Source organism: Streptomyces sp. NPDC043854, assembly GCF_056436005.1.
In genome coordinates, this window is the sequence record NZ_JBWKDK010000010.1 from 121,155 (window position 1) to 143,084 (window position 21,930).

The 21,930-nt window shown below is 71.9% G+C and carries 21 protein-coding genes and 1 pseudogene; 13 read left to right on the plus strand and 9 right to left on the minus strand.

The annotated features are described in order from the left end of the window. The first annotated feature begins 216 nt into the window (after window positions 1–216). The 3 genes from AC068A_RS12560 to AC068A_RS12570 all read left to right on the plus strand — a co-directional run bounded on the left by AC068A_RS12560 (window position 217) and on the right by AC068A_RS12570 (window position 2,709). Window positions 217–756: an NUDIX domain-containing protein gene (locus AC068A_RS12560; protein WP_478584138.1), complete on the plus strand. Its 540-nt coding sequence runs from the start codon at window positions 217–219 to the stop codon at window positions 754–756. A gap of 347 nt (window positions 757–1,103) precedes the next feature. Continuing rightward, a complete protein-coding gene (locus AC068A_RS12565) occupies window positions 1,104–2,177 on the plus strand; it encodes a DNA polymerase III subunit beta family protein (protein WP_478584140.1) in 1,074 nt (357 codons plus the stop codon). Between the two features lie 22 nt (window positions 2,178–2,199). Beyond that, window positions 2,200–2,709: a hypothetical protein gene (locus tag AC068A_RS12570; RefSeq protein ID WP_478584142.1), complete on the plus strand. Its 510-nt coding sequence runs from the start codon at window positions 2,200–2,202 to the stop codon at window positions 2,707–2,709. 223 nt (window positions 2,710–2,932) lie between these two features. Here the strand turns inward: AC068A_RS12570 and AC068A_RS12575 are convergent, their stop codons facing one another. Together AC068A_RS12575 and AC068A_RS12580 are read right to left on the minus strand one after the other, a co-directional pair. Next, complete coding sequence (locus AC068A_RS12575) at window positions 2,933–4,252, minus strand: NAD(P)/FAD-dependent oxidoreductase (RefSeq protein WP_478584144.1); 1,320 nt, start codon at window positions 4,250–4,252, stop codon at window positions 2,933–2,935. Window positions 4,253–4,400: 148 nt separating this feature from the next. Then, window positions 4,401–5,345 (minus strand): RNA polymerase sigma-70 factor, encoded by a 945-nt coding sequence (locus tag AC068A_RS12580; RefSeq protein WP_478584146.1) that lies wholly within the window; start codon window positions 5,343–5,345, stop codon window positions 4,401–4,403. 96 nt (window positions 5,346–5,441) lie between these two features. On the opposite strand from AC068A_RS12580, the gene AC068A_RS12585 reads away from it, so the two are divergent. Beyond that, entirely contained in the window at window positions 5,442–5,975 is a 534-nt protein-coding gene (locus AC068A_RS12585; RefSeq protein ID WP_478584148.1) for a MepB family protein, read from the plus strand. A gap of 42 nt (window positions 5,976–6,017) precedes the next feature. On the opposite strand, the gene AC068A_RS12590 is transcribed toward AC068A_RS12585, so the two are convergent. Further along, a complete protein-coding gene (locus AC068A_RS12590) occupies window positions 6,018–6,962 on the minus strand; it encodes a helix-turn-helix domain-containing protein (RefSeq protein WP_478584232.1) in 945 nt (314 codons plus the stop codon). Between the two features lie 181 nt (window positions 6,963–7,143). Here AC068A_RS12590 and AC068A_RS12595 point away from each other — a divergent pair, with 181 nt between their 5' ends. Beyond that, window positions 7,144–7,539 (plus strand): cupin domain-containing protein, encoded by a 396-nt coding sequence (locus AC068A_RS12595; RefSeq protein ID WP_478584149.1) that lies wholly within the window; start codon window positions 7,144–7,146, stop codon window positions 7,537–7,539. A 504-nt stretch (window positions 7,540–8,043) separates the two neighbouring features. Further along, window positions 8,044–8,283, plus strand: a pseudogene (locus AC068A_RS12600) (IS982 family transposase); the annotation flags it as partial. On the opposite strand, the gene AC068A_RS12605 reads toward AC068A_RS12600, so the two are convergent. Beyond that, window positions 8,277–8,492, minus strand: coding sequence for a DUF1272 domain-containing protein (locus tag AC068A_RS12605; protein WP_478584151.1), 216 nt, complete (start codon window positions 8,490–8,492; stop codon window positions 8,277–8,279). The pseudogene AC068A_RS12600 and the gene AC068A_RS12605 overlap by 7 nt on opposite strands. A gap of 177 nt (window positions 8,493–8,669) precedes the next feature. On the opposite strand from AC068A_RS12605, the gene AC068A_RS12610 reads away from it, so the two are divergent. Continuing rightward, window positions 8,670–9,212, plus strand: coding sequence for a hypothetical protein (locus AC068A_RS12610; RefSeq protein WP_478584153.1), 543 nt, complete (start codon window positions 8,670–8,672; stop codon window positions 9,210–9,212). Window positions 9,213–9,477: 265 nt separating this feature from the next. Here the strand turns inward: AC068A_RS12610 and AC068A_RS12615 are convergent, their stop codons facing one another. Then, window positions 9,478–10,062 carry a TetR/AcrR family transcriptional regulator gene (locus tag AC068A_RS12615; protein WP_478584155.1) on the minus strand — a complete coding sequence of 195 codons (585 nt, stop codon included), beginning with the start codon at window positions 10,060–10,062 and terminating at the stop codon, window positions 9,478–9,480. A gap of 128 nt (window positions 10,063–10,190) precedes the next feature. Between AC068A_RS12615 and AC068A_RS12620 the strand changes: the two genes are divergently transcribed. Then, window positions 10,191–11,048, plus strand: a complete 858-nt coding sequence (locus tag AC068A_RS12620; protein ID WP_478584157.1) for a class I SAM-dependent methyltransferase — start codon at window positions 10,191–10,193, stop codon at window positions 11,046–11,048. Between the two features lie 120 nt (window positions 11,049–11,168). Here AC068A_RS12620 and AC068A_RS12625 read toward each other — a convergent pair whose 3' ends face one another. Continuing rightward, window positions 11,169–12,302, minus strand: a complete 1,134-nt coding sequence (locus AC068A_RS12625) for an FAD-dependent oxidoreductase (RefSeq protein ID WP_478584159.1) — start codon at window positions 12,300–12,302, stop codon at window positions 11,169–11,171. 198 nt (window positions 12,303–12,500) lie between these two features. Here AC068A_RS12625 and AC068A_RS12630 point away from each other — a divergent pair, with 198 nt between their 5' ends. The 3 genes from AC068A_RS12630 to AC068A_RS12640 all read left to right on the plus strand — a co-directional run bounded on the left by AC068A_RS12630 (window position 12,501) and on the right by AC068A_RS12640 (window position 14,099). Continuing rightward, window positions 12,501–13,127 (plus strand): TetR/AcrR family transcriptional regulator, encoded by a 627-nt coding sequence (locus AC068A_RS12630; protein ID WP_478584161.1) that lies wholly within the window; start codon window positions 12,501–12,503, stop codon window positions 13,125–13,127. A 439-nt stretch (window positions 13,128–13,566) separates the two neighbouring features. After that, window positions 13,567–13,785 carry a hypothetical protein gene (locus tag AC068A_RS12635; protein WP_478584163.1) on the plus strand — a complete coding sequence of 73 codons (219 nt, stop codon included), beginning with the start codon at window positions 13,567–13,569 and terminating at the stop codon, window positions 13,783–13,785. 155 nt (window positions 13,786–13,940) lie between these two features. Next, window positions 13,941–14,099 carry a hypothetical protein gene (locus tag AC068A_RS12640; RefSeq protein WP_478584165.1) on the plus strand — a complete coding sequence of 53 codons (159 nt, stop codon included), beginning with the start codon at window positions 13,941–13,943 and terminating at the stop codon, window positions 14,097–14,099. A 236-nt stretch (window positions 14,100–14,335) separates the two neighbouring features. Here AC068A_RS12640 and AC068A_RS12645 read toward each other — a convergent pair whose 3' ends face one another. After that, window positions 14,336–15,430 carry a hypothetical protein gene (locus AC068A_RS12645; RefSeq protein WP_478584167.1) on the minus strand — a complete coding sequence of 365 codons (1,095 nt, stop codon included), beginning with the start codon at window positions 15,428–15,430 and terminating at the stop codon, window positions 14,336–14,338. Between the two features lie 250 nt (window positions 15,431–15,680). On the opposite strand from AC068A_RS12645, the gene AC068A_RS12650 reads away from it, so the two are divergent. After that, window positions 15,681–15,950: a hypothetical protein gene (locus AC068A_RS12650; RefSeq protein WP_478584169.1), complete on the plus strand. Its 270-nt coding sequence runs from the start codon at window positions 15,681–15,683 to the stop codon at window positions 15,948–15,950. 44 nt (window positions 15,951–15,994) lie between these two features. Here AC068A_RS12650 and AC068A_RS12655 read toward each other — a convergent pair whose 3' ends face one another. Both AC068A_RS12655 and AC068A_RS12660 read right to left on the minus strand, forming a co-directional pair. Continuing rightward, complete coding sequence (locus AC068A_RS12655; protein WP_478584171.1) at window positions 15,995–16,762, minus strand: hypothetical protein; 768 nt, start codon at window positions 16,760–16,762, stop codon at window positions 15,995–15,997. 532 nt (window positions 16,763–17,294) lie between these two features. Next, the gene (locus AC068A_RS12660; RefSeq protein WP_478584173.1) at window positions 17,295–17,681 is read right to left on the minus strand and encodes a peptidoglycan-binding domain-containing protein; all 387 of its coding nucleotides are present in this window, start codon (window positions 17,679–17,681) and stop codon (window positions 17,295–17,297) included. Window positions 17,682–18,055: 374 nt separating this feature from the next. Between AC068A_RS12660 and AC068A_RS12665 the strand changes: the two genes are divergently transcribed. Further along, a complete protein-coding gene (locus AC068A_RS12665; protein ID WP_478584175.1) occupies window positions 18,056–21,853 on the plus strand; it encodes an nSTAND1 domain-containing NTPase in 3,798 nt (1,265 codons plus the stop codon). Window positions 21,854–21,930: the final 77 nt, after the last annotated feature.

Here is a 21,930-nt window from a genome sequence, read left to right on the forward strand (position 1 = left end):
CCCCGACTGGCAATTCCCGGCCCCCGCGGGCAACCACGGAGCCGCTCCAACGATAGATCCCCAGGTCGATGACGCTCCGGCCGGACCGGTGGCGGTCAGGTCAGCCGATCGGCTGCCGCGCCTCCGCCCGCCCGACGCCGCGGCGGCCTGGCGCCAGGCGAGTGAACAGACGGCAAAGCTCCCGGCGCCGGCCGCCCGGTCGCAATACTGGCGGCCATGACAAGCACCCCTGCTCCACCCGCCCCGTTCTCCCAGATCAAAATCCGCACCGGGGCGCTGGTGTTCTGCGGCGACGACGTAGCCCTCATCCGCCGCGACCGCGCCGACTCCACCCACTACACCCCGCCCGGCGGCAACGTCGAAGACGGCGAAGACCTCATCGCCGCCCTGCGCCGGGAACTCGCCGAAGAACTCGACCTGGACATCGACCAGGCCGAGGGCGGTGACCTGATGTGGGTCGTGGACCAGCGGGTCACCCGGCCCGGGCCCACGCCTCCGCCGCGCAAACTCCACCTGATCTACCGCTTCCACATCAGTCCCGACGTCCGCGAGCGGCTCGCCGAGCTGGAGCTGGACGAGCTGCCCGACGGCAGCCACGAGGCCGGCGTGATCGACTGGATCGACTACCGCAAGACCGCCGACCTCCCCATCTTCCCGCCCATCGGCCCCGCCCTCGCCGCCCTGCCGGGCCCCCGGGCCGCCGTCACCGACGCAGCCCTGGACGCCGTCACAGACGAGAACTACACCTGGGTCTGACTTCCGGCCAGCACATCGCGGCTCTTCGTGAGGGGTGAGCAGCCTCGCGCTGGTTCTGCTGCACGAGGGCAGGCAGTGCCCTGCCGGCCAGATGCCGGCTGCCGTCGCCAGCGGTGCGTTTGCGGCGGTCTGCCTCGGCGTAGCGCTCGATGAGGTCGGCCGGAGAGCAGTCGAGGATGTCGCAGAGCGCGGCAGGGACCGGCAGGGACCGGCAGGGACGGGCGCTCGGGCCGGGGGTCCGTCACCAACCGGTAGACCGGTGCTGCCCGCGTGTTGCTGCCCATGAGGTTGGTGGCGCCGCTCGTCGGTGTTGACCTTCAAGTTGGTTGAAGATCGATGATGGCGCGGTGCCAAATGATGATCTGATGCCGATCGGGGTCTTCGCTCAACGCAGTGGTCTGACCTCCAGCGCGTTGCGGTTCTACGCCGACTCCGGGCTGCTGCTCCCTGCCGAGGTCGACCCGGTCTCGGGCTACCGCTACTACAGCGCCGACCAGGTGGCCCGGGCGACCGTGCTGCGTCAGCTTCGTGAGATTGCCATGCCCCTCGCCGGTGTCGAGGCGGTACTCGGCTCCGGGGCTGACGCGGCATCCCGGCTGCTCGATGACCATGTCGCGAAGGTCGTCGGGGACGCGGCGGCGGCACAGCAGAAGGCTGCTGTCATCAAGTCCGCCCTTGGCAATGTGCCAGGTCTTCCGATTGCGGTGCTGAAGGGTCCCGTGCTGGCGGCTGCGGTCGAACAGGTCCTGACCGCGACCGCACATGAGCCCGGGATGCCGGTCCTCGCCGGCCTGCGCATCGAGGCGAGCCAAGAGGCGGTCACCCTGACCGCGACGGACCGCTACCGGCTCTCCACCCGAACCCTGGTGCCGGCTGAACCGCCGAGGCAGACGTGGGCCGGCACGGTCAACGGCGACGAGCTGCGGGCCGTGGCCGCCGAGATCCGCCGCAGCGCGCTGGTGCGGGTCGAAGCGGTGCCGCACGGGATCTGGCTCCGCGTGGCCGACCGGGAGGACCGGCACTGCCGGTTGCTACCCGGGGAATTCCCCGACCACCGGCTGATGCTCGCGTCACTGGGCGAGGCCACCACCCGTGTGACGGTCGCGAAGGATCTGCTCCTGCGAGCCCTGGAAGAACACCCCGGCGAGCGCATCGGGCTGCACATCGCCGACAACGCGGTGAACATCGCGCCGGCGGACGACGAGCACCCCGCCAGCCCCCTCCCGGCCGCCACCGCGACGGGGCAAGCCCTCCGGATCCGGTTCGAGCTGACCACGCTCTATCCCGCCGTGAGCACCGCGATCGGCCCCGAGGTGATGCTCGACCTGAGGGGACACGACAAGCCCGTCACGATCCGCTCCGCCGACCGCGGCGATCTCACCACCCTGGCCATGCCCGTCAAGGCCGACCACCCCGCCTGAGACAGACGACGAGGAACACCCCATGACCACCGCACCCGCCGGCCCCGACCCGACCATGGAAGCCATCGGCCACGCCGTCACCCAAGGCCGAGCCGGTGACATCGCTTCCGCCCGCCGAAAACTCCTGAACCTGTGGTCCGCGACCAGTGTCACCGGCGATCCGCTGCACCGCTGCTCCCTGGCTCACCACCTGGCAGACCTCTACGAAGATCCCGCCCAGGCCCTGGCCTGGGACATCCGGGCCCTGGACGCTGCCGACGCCGTGACCGAGCAGCGCGTCCAGAAGCACCACGCCAGCCTCCACATCGCCGGCTTCTACCCCTCCCTGCACCTCAACCTCGCCGACGACTACCGTCGGCTCGGCTCCTTCGAAGCCGCCACCGAGCACATCAACGCGGCCCAAGTGCACGCCCCCCGGCTCCCGCAGGATCCCTACGGTGACCTTCTTCGTGGCGCCGTCGAAGAGGTCGCCGCGGCCATCGCCGGGCGGGACCGCACACGGCGAGCCTCTGCACCCGGTTCCGCCGCGTGACGCACCTGAACGCACCCCTCACCGTGGAGGGACGGCGTCGTCGAGTGCGGGCGGACCAGCTCGCTGTGGGTAGGGACTGCTGCGCTGCCGGAAGCACAGCGGCACGAGGCCAGTTGCCGACCCACCGGAACACTCGCCCACGGCGGAAGCGCTTCCCGCCCCCGCCGTCGAACGGGCGATGACCCGGCGCCCTCCTCCCGGCGTCCTCCTCCCGGCGTCTGCGTCAGGCCGTCGTGCCGGCGGGCGAGGCCGTCGCAGCAGGGGCCGTCTCCCGTGCGACGCGGCGGCGGCGTGTCGGGAGGCCGAGGGTCGGGTTGGCGACGCCCCAGGCGGCGGCCTTGCAGACCAGCTCCTTGTACCGGGCGGCGAACCGGCCGGTCAGGGCCGCGCTGACGGCGCGGTCGTCGGCGGTGACGTACTGGATCAGGCCCTCCTTGCGGCCCAGCGAGATGCACTGGTTGAAGTAGCGGATCGGCGCGTTCGGGAGCTTTCCGCCGGTCAGGCGCGCCGCGATCGCGTCGGCGGCCTGCCACGCGGCGGGGACGCCCGAGGCGCACGACATGCGCAGCGGCTTGTCGCCGGGGCCCATCGCCATGGCCGCGTCGCCGATGGCGTACACGTCCGGGTGTGAGACCGAGCGCATGGTCCCGTCGACCACGATCCGGCCCGTGCCGGAGACCTTCAGGGCGGTCGCCTGCGCGATCGGGTGGACCGCGAAGCCGGTGGTCCACACGGTGACCGCGGCCGGGATGACCTCGCCGTCGGCGGTGGTCACGCGGTCGGCCTCGACGGCGGTGACGGCGGCGTGCTCGTGCACGGTGATGCCGAGCCTGCCGAAGACCTTGCCCAGGTGCGCGCGGCCCTTGGGCGACAGCCAGTCGCCGAGGCCGCCGCGGGCGGCGAGGGCGACGTCGAGGTCCGGGCGGGCCTCGGCAATCTCGGTCGCGGCCTCCAGGCCGGTGAGGCCGCCGCCGACGACGACCACGGCCTGTCCGGCGCCCAGGCCGGCCAGCCGCTCGCGCAGCCGCAGCGCTCCGGGCCGGCCGGCGATCTGGTGGGCGTACTCGGCGGCGCCGGGGACGCCGTGGTCGTTCCCGCCGCTGCCGAGGGCGTACACGAGGGTGTCGTACTCCAGCTCCGCGGCGCGGCCGCCTCCATTCTGGTCCCCGTCCCCGTCCCCGTCCCCGTCCCCGTCCCCGTTCGCCGCCCCGTTCGCCGCCCCGTTCGCCGCCGCGTCCGCGTCCGCGTCCGCGTCCGCGTCGACGACGGAGACGGTCTTGCGGTCGACGTCGACGCCGGTGACCTTCCCGAGCCTCAGCTCGACACCGGTGCCGGCGAACATCTCGCTGAAGGGCCGGGGCCTCAGGTCCTGGCCGGCCGCGAGCTGGTGCATGCGGACGCGCTCGACGAAGTCGGGCTCGGCGTTGACGAGGGTGATGGCGACGTCGTCCCGGTGCAGCCGCTTGGCGAGCCGGCCGGCCGCGACGGCTCCGGTGTATCCGGCACCGAGGACGATGATGCGGTGCTGCGTGCGCTGCTGCATTTCCCTGCTCCTGTCTGCGCGGGTCCGCCGCCGTCTTGCGCGGCGTCACCCCTTGAACCGGGCAGCCCGCTGTTTCCTGACAGGTCGGCGGTGTGAAGCACGTCACATCGCGCAGGGCGGGGCGGGGCGGGGCAGGGTGTGGAGTGGGTCAGAAGGCCTGGAACAGGGGCTCCCCGTGCTCCGCGGCCGCCCACACCTCGGTCGCGCGCGTGAGCTTGTCGGGGTTGACCTGGTTGCGGAACGCGGCGATGCCCTCGGCCGTGACCTCCAGGCACATGACGCCGACGACCCGGCCGTCGACGACCGCCACCACGGCCGGGCCGCCGTTCGCGGTGGCCATGTGGATTCCGGCCGAGCCGCCGACCATGGCGCGCTTGACCGCCGCCGGCTTGAACAGACCCCGCATGAACTTCGCGACCGCGACCGCACCCTCGAACGCCTTGGCACGGGCAGGGATCTTCCCGCCGCCGTCGCCGATCGCGATGGCGTCGGAGGTGAGCAGCTGCACGAGCGGCTCGGTCTTCCCGCTGGTGGCAGCCGCCAGGAACTCCTCGACGATCCGCCGGGCAGCGGCTTGATCGATCTCGGTACGGGCCTTGCCCTGCGCGATGTGCTTCTTGGCCCGGTGGAGGATCTGCTGGCTGGCGGCCTCGCTGATGTCGAGGATCTCGGCGATCTCCCGGTGCGGGTAGTCGAACGCCTCCCGCAGCACGTACACCGCCCGCTCGTTGGGGGACAGCCGCTCCATGAGCGTGAGCACGGCGTACGAGACCGACTCCCGCTGCTCGGCGGTGTCGGCCGGGCCGAGCATCGGGTCCCCGCCCAGCAACGGCTCCGGCAGCCACTGCCCCACGTACGTCTCGCGCCGGGCACGCGCCGAACCGAGCTGGTTGAGGCACAGGTTGGTGAGCACCTTCGTCAGCCAGGCCTCAGGCACCTCGATGCGCCGGACGTCCGCCCCCTGCCACCGCAGGAACGTCTCCTGCACGGCGTCCTCGGCCTCACTCGCGGACCCGAGCAGCCGGTAGGCAATGGCCTCCAACCGCCCCCGCGCCCCCTCGAACAGATCCACGTCCTGCGCGCTCAGCAGCATGCCGCGATCCTAACCGCCGCACGCGGAATCCCGGCAGGCGGCATGGGGGGGCGGGCCAAGGCGGCGCGCGCACCGCCGCGATGGCAGGATGACGGCATGGTGACGCATCAGCCGTGGTCGGGAATGCACGGCGACCTGCTGGCGGCGAAGGCCTTGGTGTACGACCCGAGCGGCTTCGCCTGCTCGCTGCCGGTACCCGAACCGGAGAGCGCCGAGTACGCGGCCCACGGGTTCACGCTCGACGGCAGCTCGGTCCGGTTCCGCGTGGCCAAGACCACCCCGACGAAGGCGGGCCAGTTCGTCACCGTGTGGCAGCGGTCCGAGGAGGGGCCGATCCGGCCCTTCGACGCCGGCGACGGAGTGGACCTCTTCGTCATCAGCAGCCGCGACGGCGAGGGCTTCGGACAGTTCGTCTTCCCGTGCGAGGTGCTGTGCGAGCGCGGCATCGTCTCCCGCGGCGGCTCCGGCGGGAAGCGCGGATTCCGCGTCTACCCGCCGTGGGTGACCACGCCCAACCGCCAGGCGGGCAACACCCAGGCATGGCAGGTGAACCACTTCCTCCACCTCGACCGGGCGGGACGGGAGGGACCGGCCGACCTGACGCGCGCCCAAGCCCTCTACCGCCCGTAGGCACCGCCCGGGCCCCGGCACCCGGACCACGTCCGAGAACGTCTACCGCCACTTCACCTCAGGCCCGAACCGGCGCTTGTACGCCGACGGAGTGATGCCGGTCTCGCGGCGCATCAGCGTGCGCAAGTTGGCGGCAGTGCCGAGCCCGCTCCGTCGCGCGACCACCTCGAAGCGGGACTCGCCCCGCTCTATCAGCCGGCATGCCAGGGCGAGCCGTTCCCCCGTGAGCCACACCAGCGGGGTCGTTCCCAGCTGTGCCCGGAAACGGCGGTGGAGCGTTGCCGGACTGACGGCCGCCCGTGCCGCAAGGTCCGACACCGTGAGGGGCGAGTCCAGCCGCTCCTGGGCCCAGGCCAGGACGGGCGCCAGGGACTCGTCGGCCAAGTCGGGCATCGGGCGCTCCACGAACTGCCGCTGCCCGCCGTCCCTGTGCGCCGCGAACACCAGGCGCCGGCTCACCGAGTTGGCGATCTCCGCGCCGTGGTCGCGGCGCACCACGTGCAGCCCCAGATCGAGCGCGGCCGCGCTGCCCGCAGCGGTGAGGATGTCACCGTCGTCCACGAACAGCACGTCCGATTCGAGGTGGACGGAAGGGAAGCGGGCCCGGAAGGAATCCGCCCACTGCCAGTGCGCGGTGGCCCGCCGCCCGTCGAGGACTCCGGCCTCGGCCAGCGTGAAGGCGCCGCTGCAGAAGCCGATCAGGCGCGCACCGCGCGCGTGCGCCCGCCGGACGGCATCGAGTACGGCGGGTCGGCGCGGCACGTCGACGTCGGGGCGGTTGGGAACGATCAAGGTGTCCGCCGCGTCGGCGGCCTCCAGACCTGCGACTCCCGTGAGCGTGAAGAATCCGTCCCGCATCAGGGTGCGGGGTTCGGGGGAGCAGAGCGTGAACTCGTAGAGGTCACGGCCGATCTCCGGTCTGCGCAGCCCGAAGACCTCGGTCGCACAGCCGAGCTCGAAGGGGTTCGAGTTCTCGTCCACGATCACGACGACCCTGGGCACGGCCACGCGGGGCACGGCCACGCGGGGCGCGATCACCCGGGGTACGGCCACGCGGGGCGCGACCACGCGGGGCGCGACCGCCGCCCGCCCTTCCTGCGAGGATCCTTGCGTCATGTGCAATTCCTAGCACTCACGCCGACCGCGCGAAACCGCTCAGGATGAGCCCATGAGCAACCAGCCCATCCCCCTGCGCAAGGCTCTGGCCTCCTTCGATGCCCTGTGGAGCCCCCGTATCGTCACGCGCGTCAACGACTATGACGTCCGCATCGCCAAGGTCGAGGGCGAACACATCTGGCACGCACACGACAACACCGACGAGTTCTTCCTGGTACTCGACGGAGAGCTCTCCATCTCCTTGCGCGAGCCCGACGGCGAACGCACGGTCCGGCTCCCCCAGGGGTCGGTCTTCACCGTCCCCCGAGGGACGGAGCACAAGCCGTACGCCCCGTCCGGCGCCGCGATCCTCATGTTCGAGCCCGCCGGGACACCGACCGTGGGCGACCGCCACGACGAGATCCCGGACCACGTGGACGCAACCACCGGACACAGCCTCGACGCCTGAGCCGGGAGGAGGCCGCCGCCGAGACGTCCGCCCGGCGGCCGGCTTCCGCTCCTCCGGCGGCCGGAACCCGAAGACAGTTGCGCAGTTCGGTCCCTTCAGTACCTGTTCGGACCATGAAATGCCCCCTGACCTGCGCCTCCTGACAGGGACTGGAACAGCACAGGCCGGCACCCAGGTTCGGTTCGGCACCACAGATCAGCCGCTGTCAGAGGTAGTCGGCCCATCCGAACGTGGCGTTGCGGCCGGCCTGCCGAGGCCCTCAGCCGCTGCCACGTCCTGCGGCGGGCACTTGTCGACGCCCTCGCCCGGGAACCCGCGGGCCCGGTGGCCGAGCTCTACGAGCAACTGCTCCGCCTCCGGGGGCTCGTCTCCGCTCGTAGACGGGTCGTCGTCATGTGCTCCTGCGTCGCGGCTTCGCCGTCGTCACCGTCGTCGGCTTCAGCACGCAGCCCGCCTACCAGCCGGGAGACCGGGTCCTGGTATGAGGGGTGGTGCCGGCCCGGGGCGGCGAGGTGCGAACCGGAACGGCCTGGAGCACCCCTGTTCAAACCCCTGCGGCAGGTCATCGAGTCGGTCAACGAGACCTTCAAACGCCAACTCGATCTCGAACAGCACCGAGGACGCACGCCCGTCGGTGTCGTCACCCGCGTCATGCAGCGCATCCTCGCGCTCACCGCCGCGATCTGGCACAACGACCACACCGGACAGCCCGTTCTACGATCACTCACCGCCTGCGATCACTGACCCGCGGGGCTGATCGTCTGCTCGGCGGCGGGCGCCGACGCACGGCGAGGGCGGGCGACGAGTTCACCGCCGCAGTTGGGGCATGTGTCCCGCATGGCGTCGCTGCAGGACACGCAGAACGTGCACTCGTACGAGCAGATGCGGGCTGGCGAGACCTGCGGCAGCACCGTTTCACATCGTTCGCAGCGGTCGCGCATCTCCAGTGCCATGGCTCTCCTGACAGGTTCAAGTATCCGTTGCCCCGGTGTCAGCACCGGACGAAGTCAAGTGCCCATTCTCGGAACAAGGATCTTGACCTGACACTGTCGACAGGGACAGCTTTGGGTAAGATCCGGCCACTGCCGGAGCGCCCGAGCGAGCTGCAGACGACACCTCTTCGCAACCCCTTGGAATCGATCGGGTTCACCACCGTCGCCCTGACCTACATCGGGTCGGAGCTGACCGCGCCGATCTACCGGCAGGGCACCATCGGCGCCGCAAAAGAAGACCTGGAGCGGACCGCCGCCGAGCTCGACGGCGAGCTCGGCGACGAGGGGCGGGCGTTCACCGCGGTCGCGGGCGCGGCCGTCACGCAGGCCTCCAGCGCGATCCCTTCGATCGCCCTGTACACGGCGTTCCTGCGCACGGTCCTCGGTGACGGGTTCCGTACGACGGCCGAGCAGGCCGGGGAGCTGTGGGACCAGCTGACCGGGGCGGTGCCGCTCGTCCTCGACGAAGCGGGTCGGATCCGGCTGGACGGCTGGGAGCTCGACGGGCGGGTCCAGGACCAGGTGCGGGAGCTGTGGGCCGACCCGGAGGCGGGGCTGGAGAAGGCGAGGGCCGGGGCGGACTGGTTCATGGGGCAGATCCGCGAGCTGTACGGGTGGGGTGTCGACGGCGTCGACTACGAGCGGCCCGTGGAGACCACGGTTGCGTGGCCGGCGCCTTGATCAGGCGGGCAGCCGGAGCGGCCCCCAGGAACACCCTGGAGGCCGCCACTGCCAGCCCCGGCCCGTCCAGTGCCGACCGGATGCCGTCCTCCAGGGACAGCTTCGGCGTCCACCCCGGCAGCTCGGCCGCCCGGTCGCTCTTGATGTAGCCACCGGCGAGGTCACCAGGGCGCGGGTCGGCGTCGATGGTGGCCGGCGGCGTGCTGATGACGCGGTTGAAGGCTTCGCACAGCTCCCGAGCCGGTCCCCGGCCCCGGGCGTCCGTTCAGGACGGGCTGGTCAGGGTGTGGACCAGCCGCTCCACCTGGTCCTGCGGGGGCGGGGTGCCCGGGCGGCCGGTCATCAGCAGGTGGTGCAGCGTGCCCACCAGGGCGAGTGCGACCGCGCCGGTGTCCGTGCCGGGTGCGACGCGCCCGAGGCGCTGCTCGGCATCGAGGTAGGCCTTCGTCGAGGCCTGGATCACGTCGAAGCCGGGAGCGCCTGCGGCCCATGCATCGCGGACCCGCTGTGCCGCAGCCGGCCGCGTCACTGCCAGCCCGACGACCCCCGGGTCGAGGGACAGGACTGCCGTGGCCAGTTCCATCAGGTTGCCGGCCACCGAGCCGCTGCCCGCCTTCGCCGGCAGCGTCGCTGCCAGGGTGGCGGATCGGGTGAAGCGGTCCAGCACCAGCTCCGCCACGAACTCGTCGAGCCCGGCGAAGTGGGTGTGCAGCACCCCCTTCGCGCAGTCCGCCTCGGCTGTGATCGCCCTGCTGGTCAGGGCCGCTGCCCCGTCCCGGGCCAGGACGCGCTCGGCCGCGTCGAAGAGCCGCTCGCGCAGATCGGGGATGGCCACTCCACGTGGTGACACCAAGTCCTCCCGGTGGAAAAGGGGATTGAGGATTGCCAGTATGGGCGAGCGCCCATACTATTTGGGCGTGCGCCCATTCTAGGGGTGGGTCGCTGGCCCCGTACTCCCCTTCGCAGGAGGTCCCAACCATGCACGGCATCGCGAACACCGGTCAGGCCCAGGCCTGGAACGGCTACGAAGGAGCCCACTGGGCCGCTCACCAGGACCGCTGGGACGCCGTCAACGCCGGCTTCGACGCCCCCTTGTTCGACGCCGCGGCGATCGCCCCCGGCGAGCGCGTCCTCGACATCGGCTGTGGTGCCGGTTCCACGACCCGGCAGGCCGGCCGCGCGGCCGCACCGGGTGGCCATGCCCTGGGCCTCGACCTCTCGGGCCCCATGCTGGAACGCGCCCGGGCGAGCGCCGACGGCGAAGGCCTCGACAACGTTCGCTTCGAGCACGGCGACGCCCAGGTCCACCCCCTCGACCGCGGCACCTTCGACTTGGCCATCAGCCGCTTCGGCATCATGTTCTTCACCGACCCCGCAGCGGCATTCGCGAACATCGCCGCCGCCCTGCGCCCCGGCGGCCGCGTGGCCCTGCTCTGCGCCGCCGAACCCGAGGGCAACGAGTGGCTGACCGCGCTGACCACCCTCGGCGATCTCCTGCCCTTGGAGGGCTTCGGCAGGCCCGGCGCACCCGGCATGTTCTCCCTCTCCGCCCCCGGCGCGGCGGTCGCACTGCTGAGCGGAGCCGGGCTCCGTGATGTCCGCGCCACGCATGTAACGGCGTACGGGAACTGGGGGCGCGACGCAGCGGACGCGGCAGGCTTCCTGCTCGACTCCGGACCCGGCCGCCATCTTGTGGCCCAGGCCGGCCCCGGCGTCGGCGACCGGGCCAGAGCCCGACTGACCGAAGCGCTGGAACCCCTCGAGGTCGACGGCGCCCTGCGGCTGCGCAGCACGGGCTGGCTGCTCACCGCGACGACCCCCCAGGCCGTCGCCTGAGGACCATCTGATCGGCCCGTAGGCGCCGCATTTGGTGCCGGGTGGCGAAGCGGTGCAGAAGCCGACGGTGTTCGGAGTCCTCGATGGCCCGACCGGGCCAAGGCACGTTCTGAGGGGTGGTCAGTGGTTGTCGCCGGTGGCGAAGTCGGGCAGCTCGGTGGACATCAGGTGGTCGGCGGCACCGTCGAGGAGCTGGGCCATTTCCGTGGAGCGGGGCAGCATGGTCTTCTCGTAGGCGTGGATGGCGTCGTCGACGGTGTCGTGGTGGGCGAGGGCGAGGGCGAGTTCGCAGGCGTCCAGCATGGCCAGGTTGACGCCGACGCCGAGCGGGGGCATGAGGTGGGCGGCGTCGCCGAGCAGAGTCACTGTGGGGTTGTGTTCCCAGGTGTGCGGGACGGGCAGGGCGAAGATCGGGCGGTCGACGTAGAGGCCGTCGTTGTCGGTGATCAGCCGGCGCAGGCGAGGTGACCAGTTGCGGTAGCGCTCCAGGAGGAGGGCGCGGATGCCGTCGCTGTCCTGGGGGTTGAGACCGCCGGCGGTGATCCAGTCCTCCGGGGCCCGCTGGATGATGTAGACGCGGATGTGGTCGCCGCTGTTGCGCTGGGCGAACAGGCCGCGGTCGCCATCGGCTGCGGCGGCGCCGCCCTGGCCGACCAGTTCAGCGATGTCGGGGTGCTGGGCCTCGACGTCGTGGAACCAGGCTTCCAGGAAGCTCACGCCGCTGTACTGGGGGACGGCGGGGGAAATGGCGCGGCGGACCTGGGAGTTGGCGCCGTCGGCGCCGACGACGAGGTCCGCCTCGATGGTGGAGCCGTCGGTGAAGTGCAGCTGCCGGGGGCCTTCGGCGGGGCCGCCGATGGTCTGCAGGGCGTGGCCCCAGCGCACGGTGCCGGGCTGGAGCGAGTTGAGCAGCAGGTTGCGCAGCTGGCCGCGGTCGATTTCCGGCTTGAACCGCTCGCCCTCCTCGGGGACGTGGTGGAAGAGGGTCGTGCCGGCTGGGTCCATCTGGCGCATCTCCTGCCCCTCGGGGCGGGCCAGCTGGAAGAACTTCTCCAGGAGGCCGGCTTCGCGCAGGGCGATCTGGCCGTTGTCGGCGTGCAGGTCGAGGGTGCCGCCCTGGTTGCGGGCGTCGGGGCCGGCGTCGCGGTCGTAGACGGTGGCGGTGATGCCGTGCTGCTGGAGGACGCGGGCGCAGGTCAAGCCGCCGGGGCCGGCGCCGATGATGGCGATGCGGGGTGCGGAGGTGGTGTTCATGGTGTGCTCCGGTCGTTCCGTGCAGCAGTGCCGCGACTGTTCGTGACGGATGGGGTGGGCGCGGGCCATGGGGCTCGCCGAGAAAAGAGGAAGAGAGAGGGGCCTCCAGCCGCCCACCGCACAACAAAAACACACCAACCCAACAAGTGCAACAACTCAACTTTTTTGGTTGGTCAACCTAAGAGGTAGAGTGTCGGTATGCCCAGCACTACGACCGACACCGCAGCAGGTACCCCTCCTGCGCCGACGGGGCGCCGTGAGCGCAAGAAGGCCGCCACCCGCCAGGCCATCGCCGACGCCGCGCTGCGCCTGTTCCTGGAGCGCGGATACGACGGGGTCGGCATTCGCGAGATTGCGGACGCCGCCGACGTGTCCACCACGACGCTGTTCAAGCACTTCCCGGTCAAGGAAGCCCTCGTCTTCGACGAGGACGCCGACCAGAGGGCCCGCCTGCTCGCAGCCGTCCGCGAGCGGCCCAAGGGCCAGTCCATCCCCGCCGCACTGCGGGAACACGCCCTGGCCACCCGGCTGGCAGCCACTGACGGCGATGCCCGTTTCGCCGCCTTCACCAACCTGGTGGCCGGCACGCCAGCGCTGCGCGACTACGCCCAGAACATGTGGCTGCGTCACACCACCGCACTCGCCCAGGCCATCGCCGAGGAGAGCGGCTTCGCCGTGGGCGACCCCGCCTGCACCGCCCTGGCCCACTTCGCCCTCGAAGCCCCCCACGCGGCCTACGCCCACGACGACCGCCGTCAGGCCATCACTCGGGCCTTCGACCTCCTGGAACACGGCTGGAGCGCACTTCACCCGACCGAAGCGTGAGCAAACGCCTTGCCGCGAACTGGCTCGCGATCCGAGCGGCCCTCATCACTCCGGGCCGCCCGCTGCAACGGGCGGTCGAAGCGGGCGTACTCGTCGTCGGTGGCGTTCTCGTCGCGGAGTGGCCGCAGCCCGCCGGGCAGGTCGGGAAGCTGGAAGGAGCAGCAGCCGAGCATGTTGATCCGGGCCGTGGGATCGCTCTGCTCTGGCCTCGACGCGGTTGCCGTGGTCGGCCGGCAGGGCCGGCGGAAGCTGGTAGCCGTCCATGTCGTGCCCCGGATCGGCTGGAGGACGTCGGGCGCAGCACAGCACCCTGCCGCTCCCCAGGGTTCACCCAGGGGTCACTGGGGTCACCCGTTTGGAGTAATCGCGCGTGCTCGCGGGCACGCCGCGCAGTCATCCTGGGAAGACCCGAACGGGCTAACCCCGAGAGGAGCAAGCCATGCGCGTTCGACGACTGCTCGGCCTGGCCCTCGCAACCCTGGCCTTCGCAGGAGTGAGCGTCACCGGGCCCCTCGCGGCCGAGGCGGCCGCACCCCAGGTGTCCTGGGCGGACTGCAAATACGGCGGTGGTAACCCGGTGAAGCACAGCAGCGGCTACTGGTACTGCCAGGGCGGCAACTACGACGGCCAGCGGATCTACGGCGGCAGCGGCTACTGACCACGCACGACCCAGGGTCGTCGGCTCACCACCGACGACCCTGGGTCGTGCCGACGGTCTCAACACGCCTCCCGACATGCTTCCGACAAGTTCTTGTTGCACTTGTCGAGGGTCGGCTGACCCGGGACGAGGCCGACCGCTGGGCCGGGCAATGGGTGACAGACGACGGGCTTGACTGGGATGACGTCTCCTGGTGGGCGCTGAGCCTCCTCCACGGAATCGACCTCCCTGCGGACGAGAGCGGCGGCTACCTGCACGACGACGAGCAGGTACGTGCATGGCTCGCCGAACTGAGGAAAAGCCGGGCGATGTGACGCGGTCGCGGCGAGTTCGGCCCGCTCGACCTTCAACCCCATCCCGGGCGGCAGTGGGCCGAGCGCGTCGGCAACACGATCACGGGGGCGGCGGCCTTCCGCCACTGGCACGGCCCGCCGCCTGTGGGTGGGTGCCAGTCTTGCCGCCGGGCGACGATCGTGTGATCGTCGCCCAGCGGCGGGTTGGTGCACTGGCCGGGGTGTGTTGCCCGGACCGCAGTGCAGAGCGCCGGCGGTCAGCGCCAGATGACGGCGCGCCAGCGAGCCGGCCAGGAATCCGTGTTGCCGACATTGCCCGCGACGCTCCCGGTCGCGTTGATCGCGACCGGGTCGGCTTTGTCCACGCCGGCCTGACCGGGAAGTTCGGTGACCCGGCCCTGTGCGTCCCATGTCACGGCGCGCTCGTCGGAGGTGCCGACGCTGGTTCCCGCGTCGTTGATGCCCTCGACGAAGGTCCTGCCCGTGCCTCGCAGCAATCCGAGCTGAGTGGTGTCGGTCCCGCTCCACCGCAGGGAGCGGTCCTTGACGTTCGCGACCACGACGTCGGCGTTGTTGACGTTCACAGCTCGCGCGCCCTCGTCCTGGGAGGGCAGGGCCTTGACCTTCTTGCCGCGCGGGGCGCAAACGGCCTTCCAGGTGCCGTTCGCGTCGGTTGCCCGGCCGATCACGGTTCCGCGGTCGTTGATCGCGGACGGCTCGCTGTACGAGCCCCCGAGCGAGCCGAGGTCATGGACGCGACCAGCGGGGTCCCAGCGTACGGCGCGGGTCTTCTCCCCGGGCACGAACACGTAGCCGGTGATCTCTCCCCTCTCGTTGATGCCGGTGGCCGAGCCGCCGTTCGCCTGCGGGGGCAGGCGCAGCGCGGTTGCCCGGCCGTCGGCGCCCCAGCGCGCCGGGACCGTGGTGGTGCCCGTCGAGAGATGTCCCACGACGACGCGGGAGTTGTTGATGTCCTGGGCCTCGCCCTGGACATAGCCCGGCGGTTCCTGGAGCCGGGTGAGGGTGCCTGCCCTGTCCCATCGGGCGGCATGCCGTACGCCGTCCGGTGCGTCGGTGAAACCGGCCACGGTGCCGTCATCTGCGATCCTGACGGCCTGCCCGCCCGAACCCCCGTCGATGGCCTGCAGGGTGGTGAGGGAGCCGTCGGCACCCCACCGCACGAGATAGCCGTCCTCGTTCTCGTCCAGCGAGAGCCCGACGACGTCTCCGGTGTCGTTCATCGCCTGAGCCGAGCTACGGGTGTGGCCCGCCAGGAGGGGCAGTTCGTACATCGTGCCGGCATCGGACGCGGGCGGTACCACGATCGTGGTGAGCAGCGCGGAAAGGACCACGGGTAACAAGAAGATCTCCCCTGTCTTCTCGGACTGATACGGCGCCGGCCGTGATCGGCAACCGCCCGGCCTGCGCCTCGAGCGCACCCGCCTGCCCCTGTTGACCCCCGGGCGACGCGAGCGACTCGACGACCAGCCCCTTCCCCCGAAGAAGGCGTGAGGAAACGTTTCCCGCTCGCCGGAGACGGACTGGCCCAACTGCCGTCGTGCGCGCGAGCCCCGCCCGGCCTCGCCGGCTCGCAAGGGAAGCGTGCACCGGCGCCCACTCCCCGCCCGGGTCCCGTCCTCGCATCGCGACCGTCTGTCCCGCGCCGACGTCGCCGAGCTCCTGCAGCAGGTCTTCGCCTCCATCGCCGCGGACGGAGGCAGGCACGCCGCCCTCCTGCTCGACTCCCTCGGCCCGCAACCGAGCACGGCACAGCCGGCCACGACCACGGCATGCATCGGCCTGGCCCTCAGCCTGCGTGGCGGGGCGGGCGGCAGGCGGCTTCGTCCGCTGCGTCCTGCGGTCGGGCCCTGACGGGGACAGCAGGTTTTCGTTTCCCGCGTGCGCCGGATGTGCCGTCAGCGGTCGGCACGCTCCGCCCGGGCGAGCAGGGGTGCCGCCCAGTCGGGAAGAGCGCTCGCGGCGGGCCGGGGCGGACGCGGGTCGCTGGTGATGCCGATGCCGCCGGCGGGATCCCCGTACGTGAAGTTCGCCGACCACCACAGCCAGGAGCGGGCGAACACGGTGGCGCTCCAGGCGAGCGCCAAGCCGCCCCGCTGGGCGGGCAGCTCGTACCAGTAGCTGGTCAGCACCACCGCACGGGAGACGGCCTCGTCCGTGTCCGCGGGGCGCGAGTCCGCCGTCAGCCCGGCGGCCAGGACGGACGCCGCGAACCGGTTGTCCGCGAGCAGCCCGCCGGCATCGCACACGACCGCGTCCAGCAGTGCCGGCGGCAACTCCAGGGCTGCCTGCTCCAGCCTGGCCAGCAGCGCAGCCGTGTCCGGACCGGCGGCCGTCCCCTGGTCGGGGGGCGTCTCGAGGTCGCGGAGGAGTGGCGGTGCCGCCGACCGGGCGCCGGCGGCCAGCACCCGCAGGTACGCCAGCACGCGCAGGGTCTGCCACCGGCACAGTGTGTCGAGCAGCGCGACCCGCGAGGAGCGGAACGCCGGCCGGATGGGCCACGGCGCGGCCCGGACCTCGTCCCCGAGCGCTCGCAGCCCGGCGGGGACGGATGCGGGGAAGACAAGGCGCTGGCGCTGCCCGGGACAGCCGAAGCGGGGCGGCGCCGAGCGATAGCCCGGCCAGGCGGTCGGCTCCGGCTCCGCCTGCCCCGTCTCGCCGGTCATTTGCCTCTCCGTCGTTCGGGGTGCGCCACTCGGCGGCGTCCTCTCCGTCGCGCGGCGTGATGTGGTTCGGCAGGTCCCTCTCATCGATGTGGTCGGCGTGGATCATATGGTGCTGCCTGATGATCGCGACCGGCTTCGCCGGGTTGCCGGCGGTGTCCGTCAGACTGCGGTCGATGATGATACGGGCGCCGGTCACGTCGTCGACGAAGATGGCCTCGGCCTGCAACTGCCGCTTCAGGTACTTCTCCCGAGTTGCTTCGTCGCTGTCGATACCCTCCGGGTAGTGGTCGGGCGCGTATGGGCGTTCACAGGTTGGCGCTCCACACGTCCCCGTGTCCCGCGTGGTAGCCCCTTTCATCGCCGTCGAGACCGTCGAGACCGTCGAGACCGTCGAACGCGAGCCGCGAGCCGCGAGCCAAGGGTTCGATCCGCGGTCGAAGCGGTGGGGGGTTCCGCCGGCTCCGTCCACCCGAGGCGGGGAGGCCCGGCGGCCCGCCCCCGGTACGTGCCGAGGACGGGCCGCCCGGCCGGGTCAGCGGCGCGTGCTGGGGATGTGCTTGTAGCAGGAGGCCCGCATGTTGCCGTCGCCCGTGAGGTTGTCCAGGATGCTGTTCCCGGTGTTCTTGCCGACGATGCCGTCGTCGTCGAGACCCGAGGCGCGCTGGAACCTCTTCACCCACCACTCGGTGGCGCCGCCGAACAGCCTGTCCTCCGCCAGCGGCCTGCCCTGCCCGGTCCGCTGGGCCCAGTTGTTGACCCCGCGCTGCACGCAGTGCACACCGGCGTCGTTACCGCTGCCCTTGCTGATGTTCGGCACACGGTCCCCGGCGTGCGCCGGGCCGGCCGTGGCCAGGCCAGCGCAGAGCAGCGCAGCGGCGGTGAGGGCGGCGGGAAGGAGCCCGCGCGTCGTTTTGGTCATGTGTGCATCCCTTCGGATCTGGTGCCTGCCACCCCGTGGGGTGGCGGCAGATGAGCTGTGCACGGATGGCCGGCGGTCCGCGTTCCGCTCCGGGCAGGCCCGGTCATGTCAGGCGACACGACCTGCGGCGGCAGCGAGGAGGTTCTGCGCTCTCCGCCCACCGGCCGGACCGAGTCTTCACGGCCGCATATTGATAAGCACCCCGTTCACCTGCGACTTTTCAATTCGCCGAGTTCGCTGCTGTCCCATCGGACCGGCCGGGGCACGGCTGAAATCAACGCCTTGTGGGGGATTCTCCGCGTACGTACCGTGGCGGTACTGATCTTGACGCGGCAGGCGGACGGCGGCCGGGGATACAAGGATGGGGAGAGGCAGTGGGGCGTCCAGAGCGTCCGGTGGATCCGGCGGACGGACCGGTGCCGCGCTTCGCGTACGCGCTGCGGGCCCTGCGGCAGGAGGCGGGCGGCCCCACCTACCGCGAGATGGCGCGACGCGTGCCCTACTCGGCCCCCGCCCTGTCCACCGCGGCCGCGGGCGAGAAACTGCCCTCGCTGCCGGTGGCATTGGCCTACGTCCGGGCCTGTGGCGCGGACCAGGAGCAGCTGCGGCGGTGGGAGCAGCGCTGGCAGGAGGCGGCTGACGAGGTCGCCGCCCTGCCACCCGTGCTCGACGGGACGGCCGAGCCGCCGTACCAGGGGCTGGCCCGCTACGGGACGCAGGACCGGGAGCGGTTCTTCGGGCGCGACCGGTTCGTCGATGATCTGCTGGAACTGGGGCGCCGCAACCGGTTCGCCGCGCTGGTCGGCGCCTCCGGCAGCGGCAAGTCCTCACTGCTGAGGGCCGGACTGGTCCCGAAGCTGCAACAGGCCCGTGGGGCCGGTGAGCGGCCGGCCGCGGTAAGGATCCTCACCCCGGGCGAACACCCGCTGCGCACCCACGCCGCCGCACTGCCGCCCGCGGGCGAAGGCGCCGACGCCGACGCCGACACCTGGATCATCGTCGATCAGTTCGAGGAGGTGTTCACCCTCTGCCACGACCCCGCCGAGCGCGCCGCGTTCATCGATCTGCTGCTCGGGGCACACGAACCGGCCGGCCGGGTGCGTGTCGTCATCGCGCTACGGGCGGACTTCTACGGACGCTGCGCCGAACAGCGCCGCCTCGCCGACGCGCTGCGCGACGCGCACGTACTCCTCGGCCCGATGACAGCGGCCGAGATGCGGGAAGCGATCGTCGGACCCGCCATGGCCGACGGGCTGATCGTCGAGCGAGCGCTCACCGCCCGGATCATCGGCGAGGCGGCCGGTGAGCCCGGTGCGCTGCCGCTGATGTCCCACGCCTTGCTGGAAACGTGGCGCCGGCGCAAGGGACGGACCCTCACCGTCGCCGCGTACGAGGCCGCCGGAGGTATGCAGGGCGCGATCGCCAACACCGCCGAAGGCGTGTACGCCCGGCTCGCCCCGCAACAGGCCGTGCTCGCCCGGCGGATCATGCTCCGCCTGATCACTCCCGGGGAAGGAGCCGAGGACACCCGACGTCCCGTCCGCCGCTGCGAACTCGACCTGGCGGAGCCGGGGACGCCCACCGCCCAGGCCACCGCAGCCACGGGCACGACCCGGGATGCGACGGAGATCCTCGAGCACCTTGCCCGGGCCCGGCTCATCACCCTTGACGACGGCACCGTCGACCTCGCCCATGAAGCCCTCATCACCTCCTGGCCCCGGCTGCGGAGCTGGATCGAGGAGGACCGCGACCGCCTCGTCACCCACCGCCGACTCACCGAGGCGGCCCGCGCCTGGGAGGAACTCGACCGCGACACTGGCGCCCTGTACCGCGGGACCCTGCTGGCGATCCTGCGCGACTGGGCGTCCCGCGACGGAAGCAGGGACGAACTCAACACCTCGGAGCGTGACTTCCTCGACGCCAGTCTCGGACTCGCGGAGAGGGAACGGGCCGCAGCCGTCCGCCGCAACCGCCACTTGCGGCTGCTCGCCCTCAGCCTCGCGGTGCTGCTCCTCGTCGCCACGAGCGTCGGTACCATCGCCGTCCACCAGCGCCGGGACGCCGAACACGAACGGCAGCTCACCCTCTCCCGCCAGCTGGCATCCCAGGCACTGGGCCTGGCTCCGTCCCGGCCGGCGCTGGCGAAACTCCTCAGCGTGGAAGCATTCCGTACCGCACCGACGCCCGAAGCACGCGGCGCCCTGCTGACGATGTCCACGTACCAGTACCACCAGGCCGAGCTCACCGGCCACACCGACGCCGTCTCGCAGGCGGTCTTCAGCCCCGACGGCCGTACGCTCGCCTCCGTCGGCCGCGACCGCAAACTCATCCTGTGGGACCCGCAGAGCCGCAGACGGACGGCCGCCCTCACCGGACACGCCACGTGGCTGAGGACGGTGGCGTTCAGTCCCGACGGCAGAACGCTGGCCACCGGCGGCGACGACAACAACGTCGTGCTCTGGGACATGGCGGCCCGCGAGCCCGCGGCGACCTTGTCCGGCCACACCGAGCAGATCAAGAAGCTCGCCTTCGGCCCGGACGGCCGTACCCTCGCCTCCGCTTCCGCGGACGGCACCGTGATCCTGTGGGACCTCGGCCCGGATGCCCGGGGCGGGACCCGCCGGCTCACCCTCGCCGGGCACCAGGGCAACGTGAACTCCGTGGCCTTCGCCCCCGACGGCACCACCCTCGCCACGGCCGGCGCGGACCGCACGGTCGCGCTCTGGGACACGGCGACCGGGGGGCGGCAGGCGGTGCTCGCCGGCCACACCGACTCCGTCGAGGGGGTGGTGTTCCACCCTGACGGCCGGAGCCTGGTTTCCGTCGGGAACGACCAGAAGGTGATGACGTGGGACGTCGGCCGACGTGCCGTCACCGCCACGCTCACCGGCCACACCAGCGCCGTCCGGGCCGTCGCCTTCCACCCCGACGGGCATGCCTTCGCCACGGCCGGGCACGACAGGACCGTCATCCTCTGGGACACGGCCCGCGGCACGCGCCTCGCCACCCTCACCGGGCACGTCACGAACATCTACGGCCTGGCCTTCGGCCCGGGGCCCGAACCGCTGCTGGCGTCGGCAGGGGAGGAGGGCACCGTCACCCTGTGGGACCCGGCCCGCATCGCCCTGGCCGGGCACGGCAACCGCGTGAACAAGGTCGCCTTCAGCCCGGACGGCGCCACCGTGGCAACGGCGAGCGACGACCGGACCGCAATCCTGTGGAGCACCCGCCGCCGCAGCCGGACGGCCGTTCTCGGTGGCGGCACCGGGCCGGTCAACTCGGTGGTCTTCAGCCCGGACGGGCGGACGGTGGCGGCGGGCACGGGGACGGCCGCGCACCCACCGCGTACGGAGGACCACACGCTCACCCTGTGGCCCGTGCCCACCGACCCGGCTCCATCCGCCTCTGCCGGAACCGTGCTCACCGGCCACACCGACCGCGTGCTCGACGTCGCCTACAGCCCGGAAGGGCGGACCGTGGCAACCACGGGCGCCGATGGCACGATCATGCTGTGGGACCCCCAGCACCGCGGCCGCCTCACCACCCTCAGCCACGACGCTGCCCGGGTCGGGCCGGCATCCACCCCTGAGCGGGGCGTCAACGCGCTCGCCTTCAGCCCCGACGGGCAGACCCTGGCCTCCGCGGGACACAACGGCATCACGGTCCTGTGGGACGTGGCCGAGCGCACCCCCCGGCTCTCTCTCACCGGCCACACCGGATCGCTGCGCTCCGTCGCCTTCAGCCCGGACGGCCGTACGGTGGCCACCGCGGGCATCGACCAGAAGATCATGCTGTGGGACGCCGTGCGCGGGACCCGCCTGGCCACGCTCGACGGCGACGCATTCGTCCTCGCCGTGGCCTTCGGCCCCGACAGCCGGACTCTGGCCACCGCCAGCGCCGACACGTCGGTCGTGCTGTGGGACGTCTCCCGGCGACGCCAACTGGCCACGCTCACCGGCCATACCCGCCAGGTGAGGTCCCTCGCCTTCAGCCCGGACGGCGCCACGCTGGCCAGCGCAGGCGTCGACGGCACGGCCGTCCTGTGGAACACGGACGCCGAACGCACCGCTGCGGAACTGTGCTCCACGGTCGCCCGCAGCCTCACCCGCGAGGAATGGACCCGCTTCGCGCCCGAGACCCCCTATCGGCCGACGTGCAGCGAGGCTCCGTGAGGATCGGTGATGCTGTCGCCGCCCGCCCGCCCCGGGCAGGACGCGACGAAGCCGGGATACCCGAACGGCATCCCGGC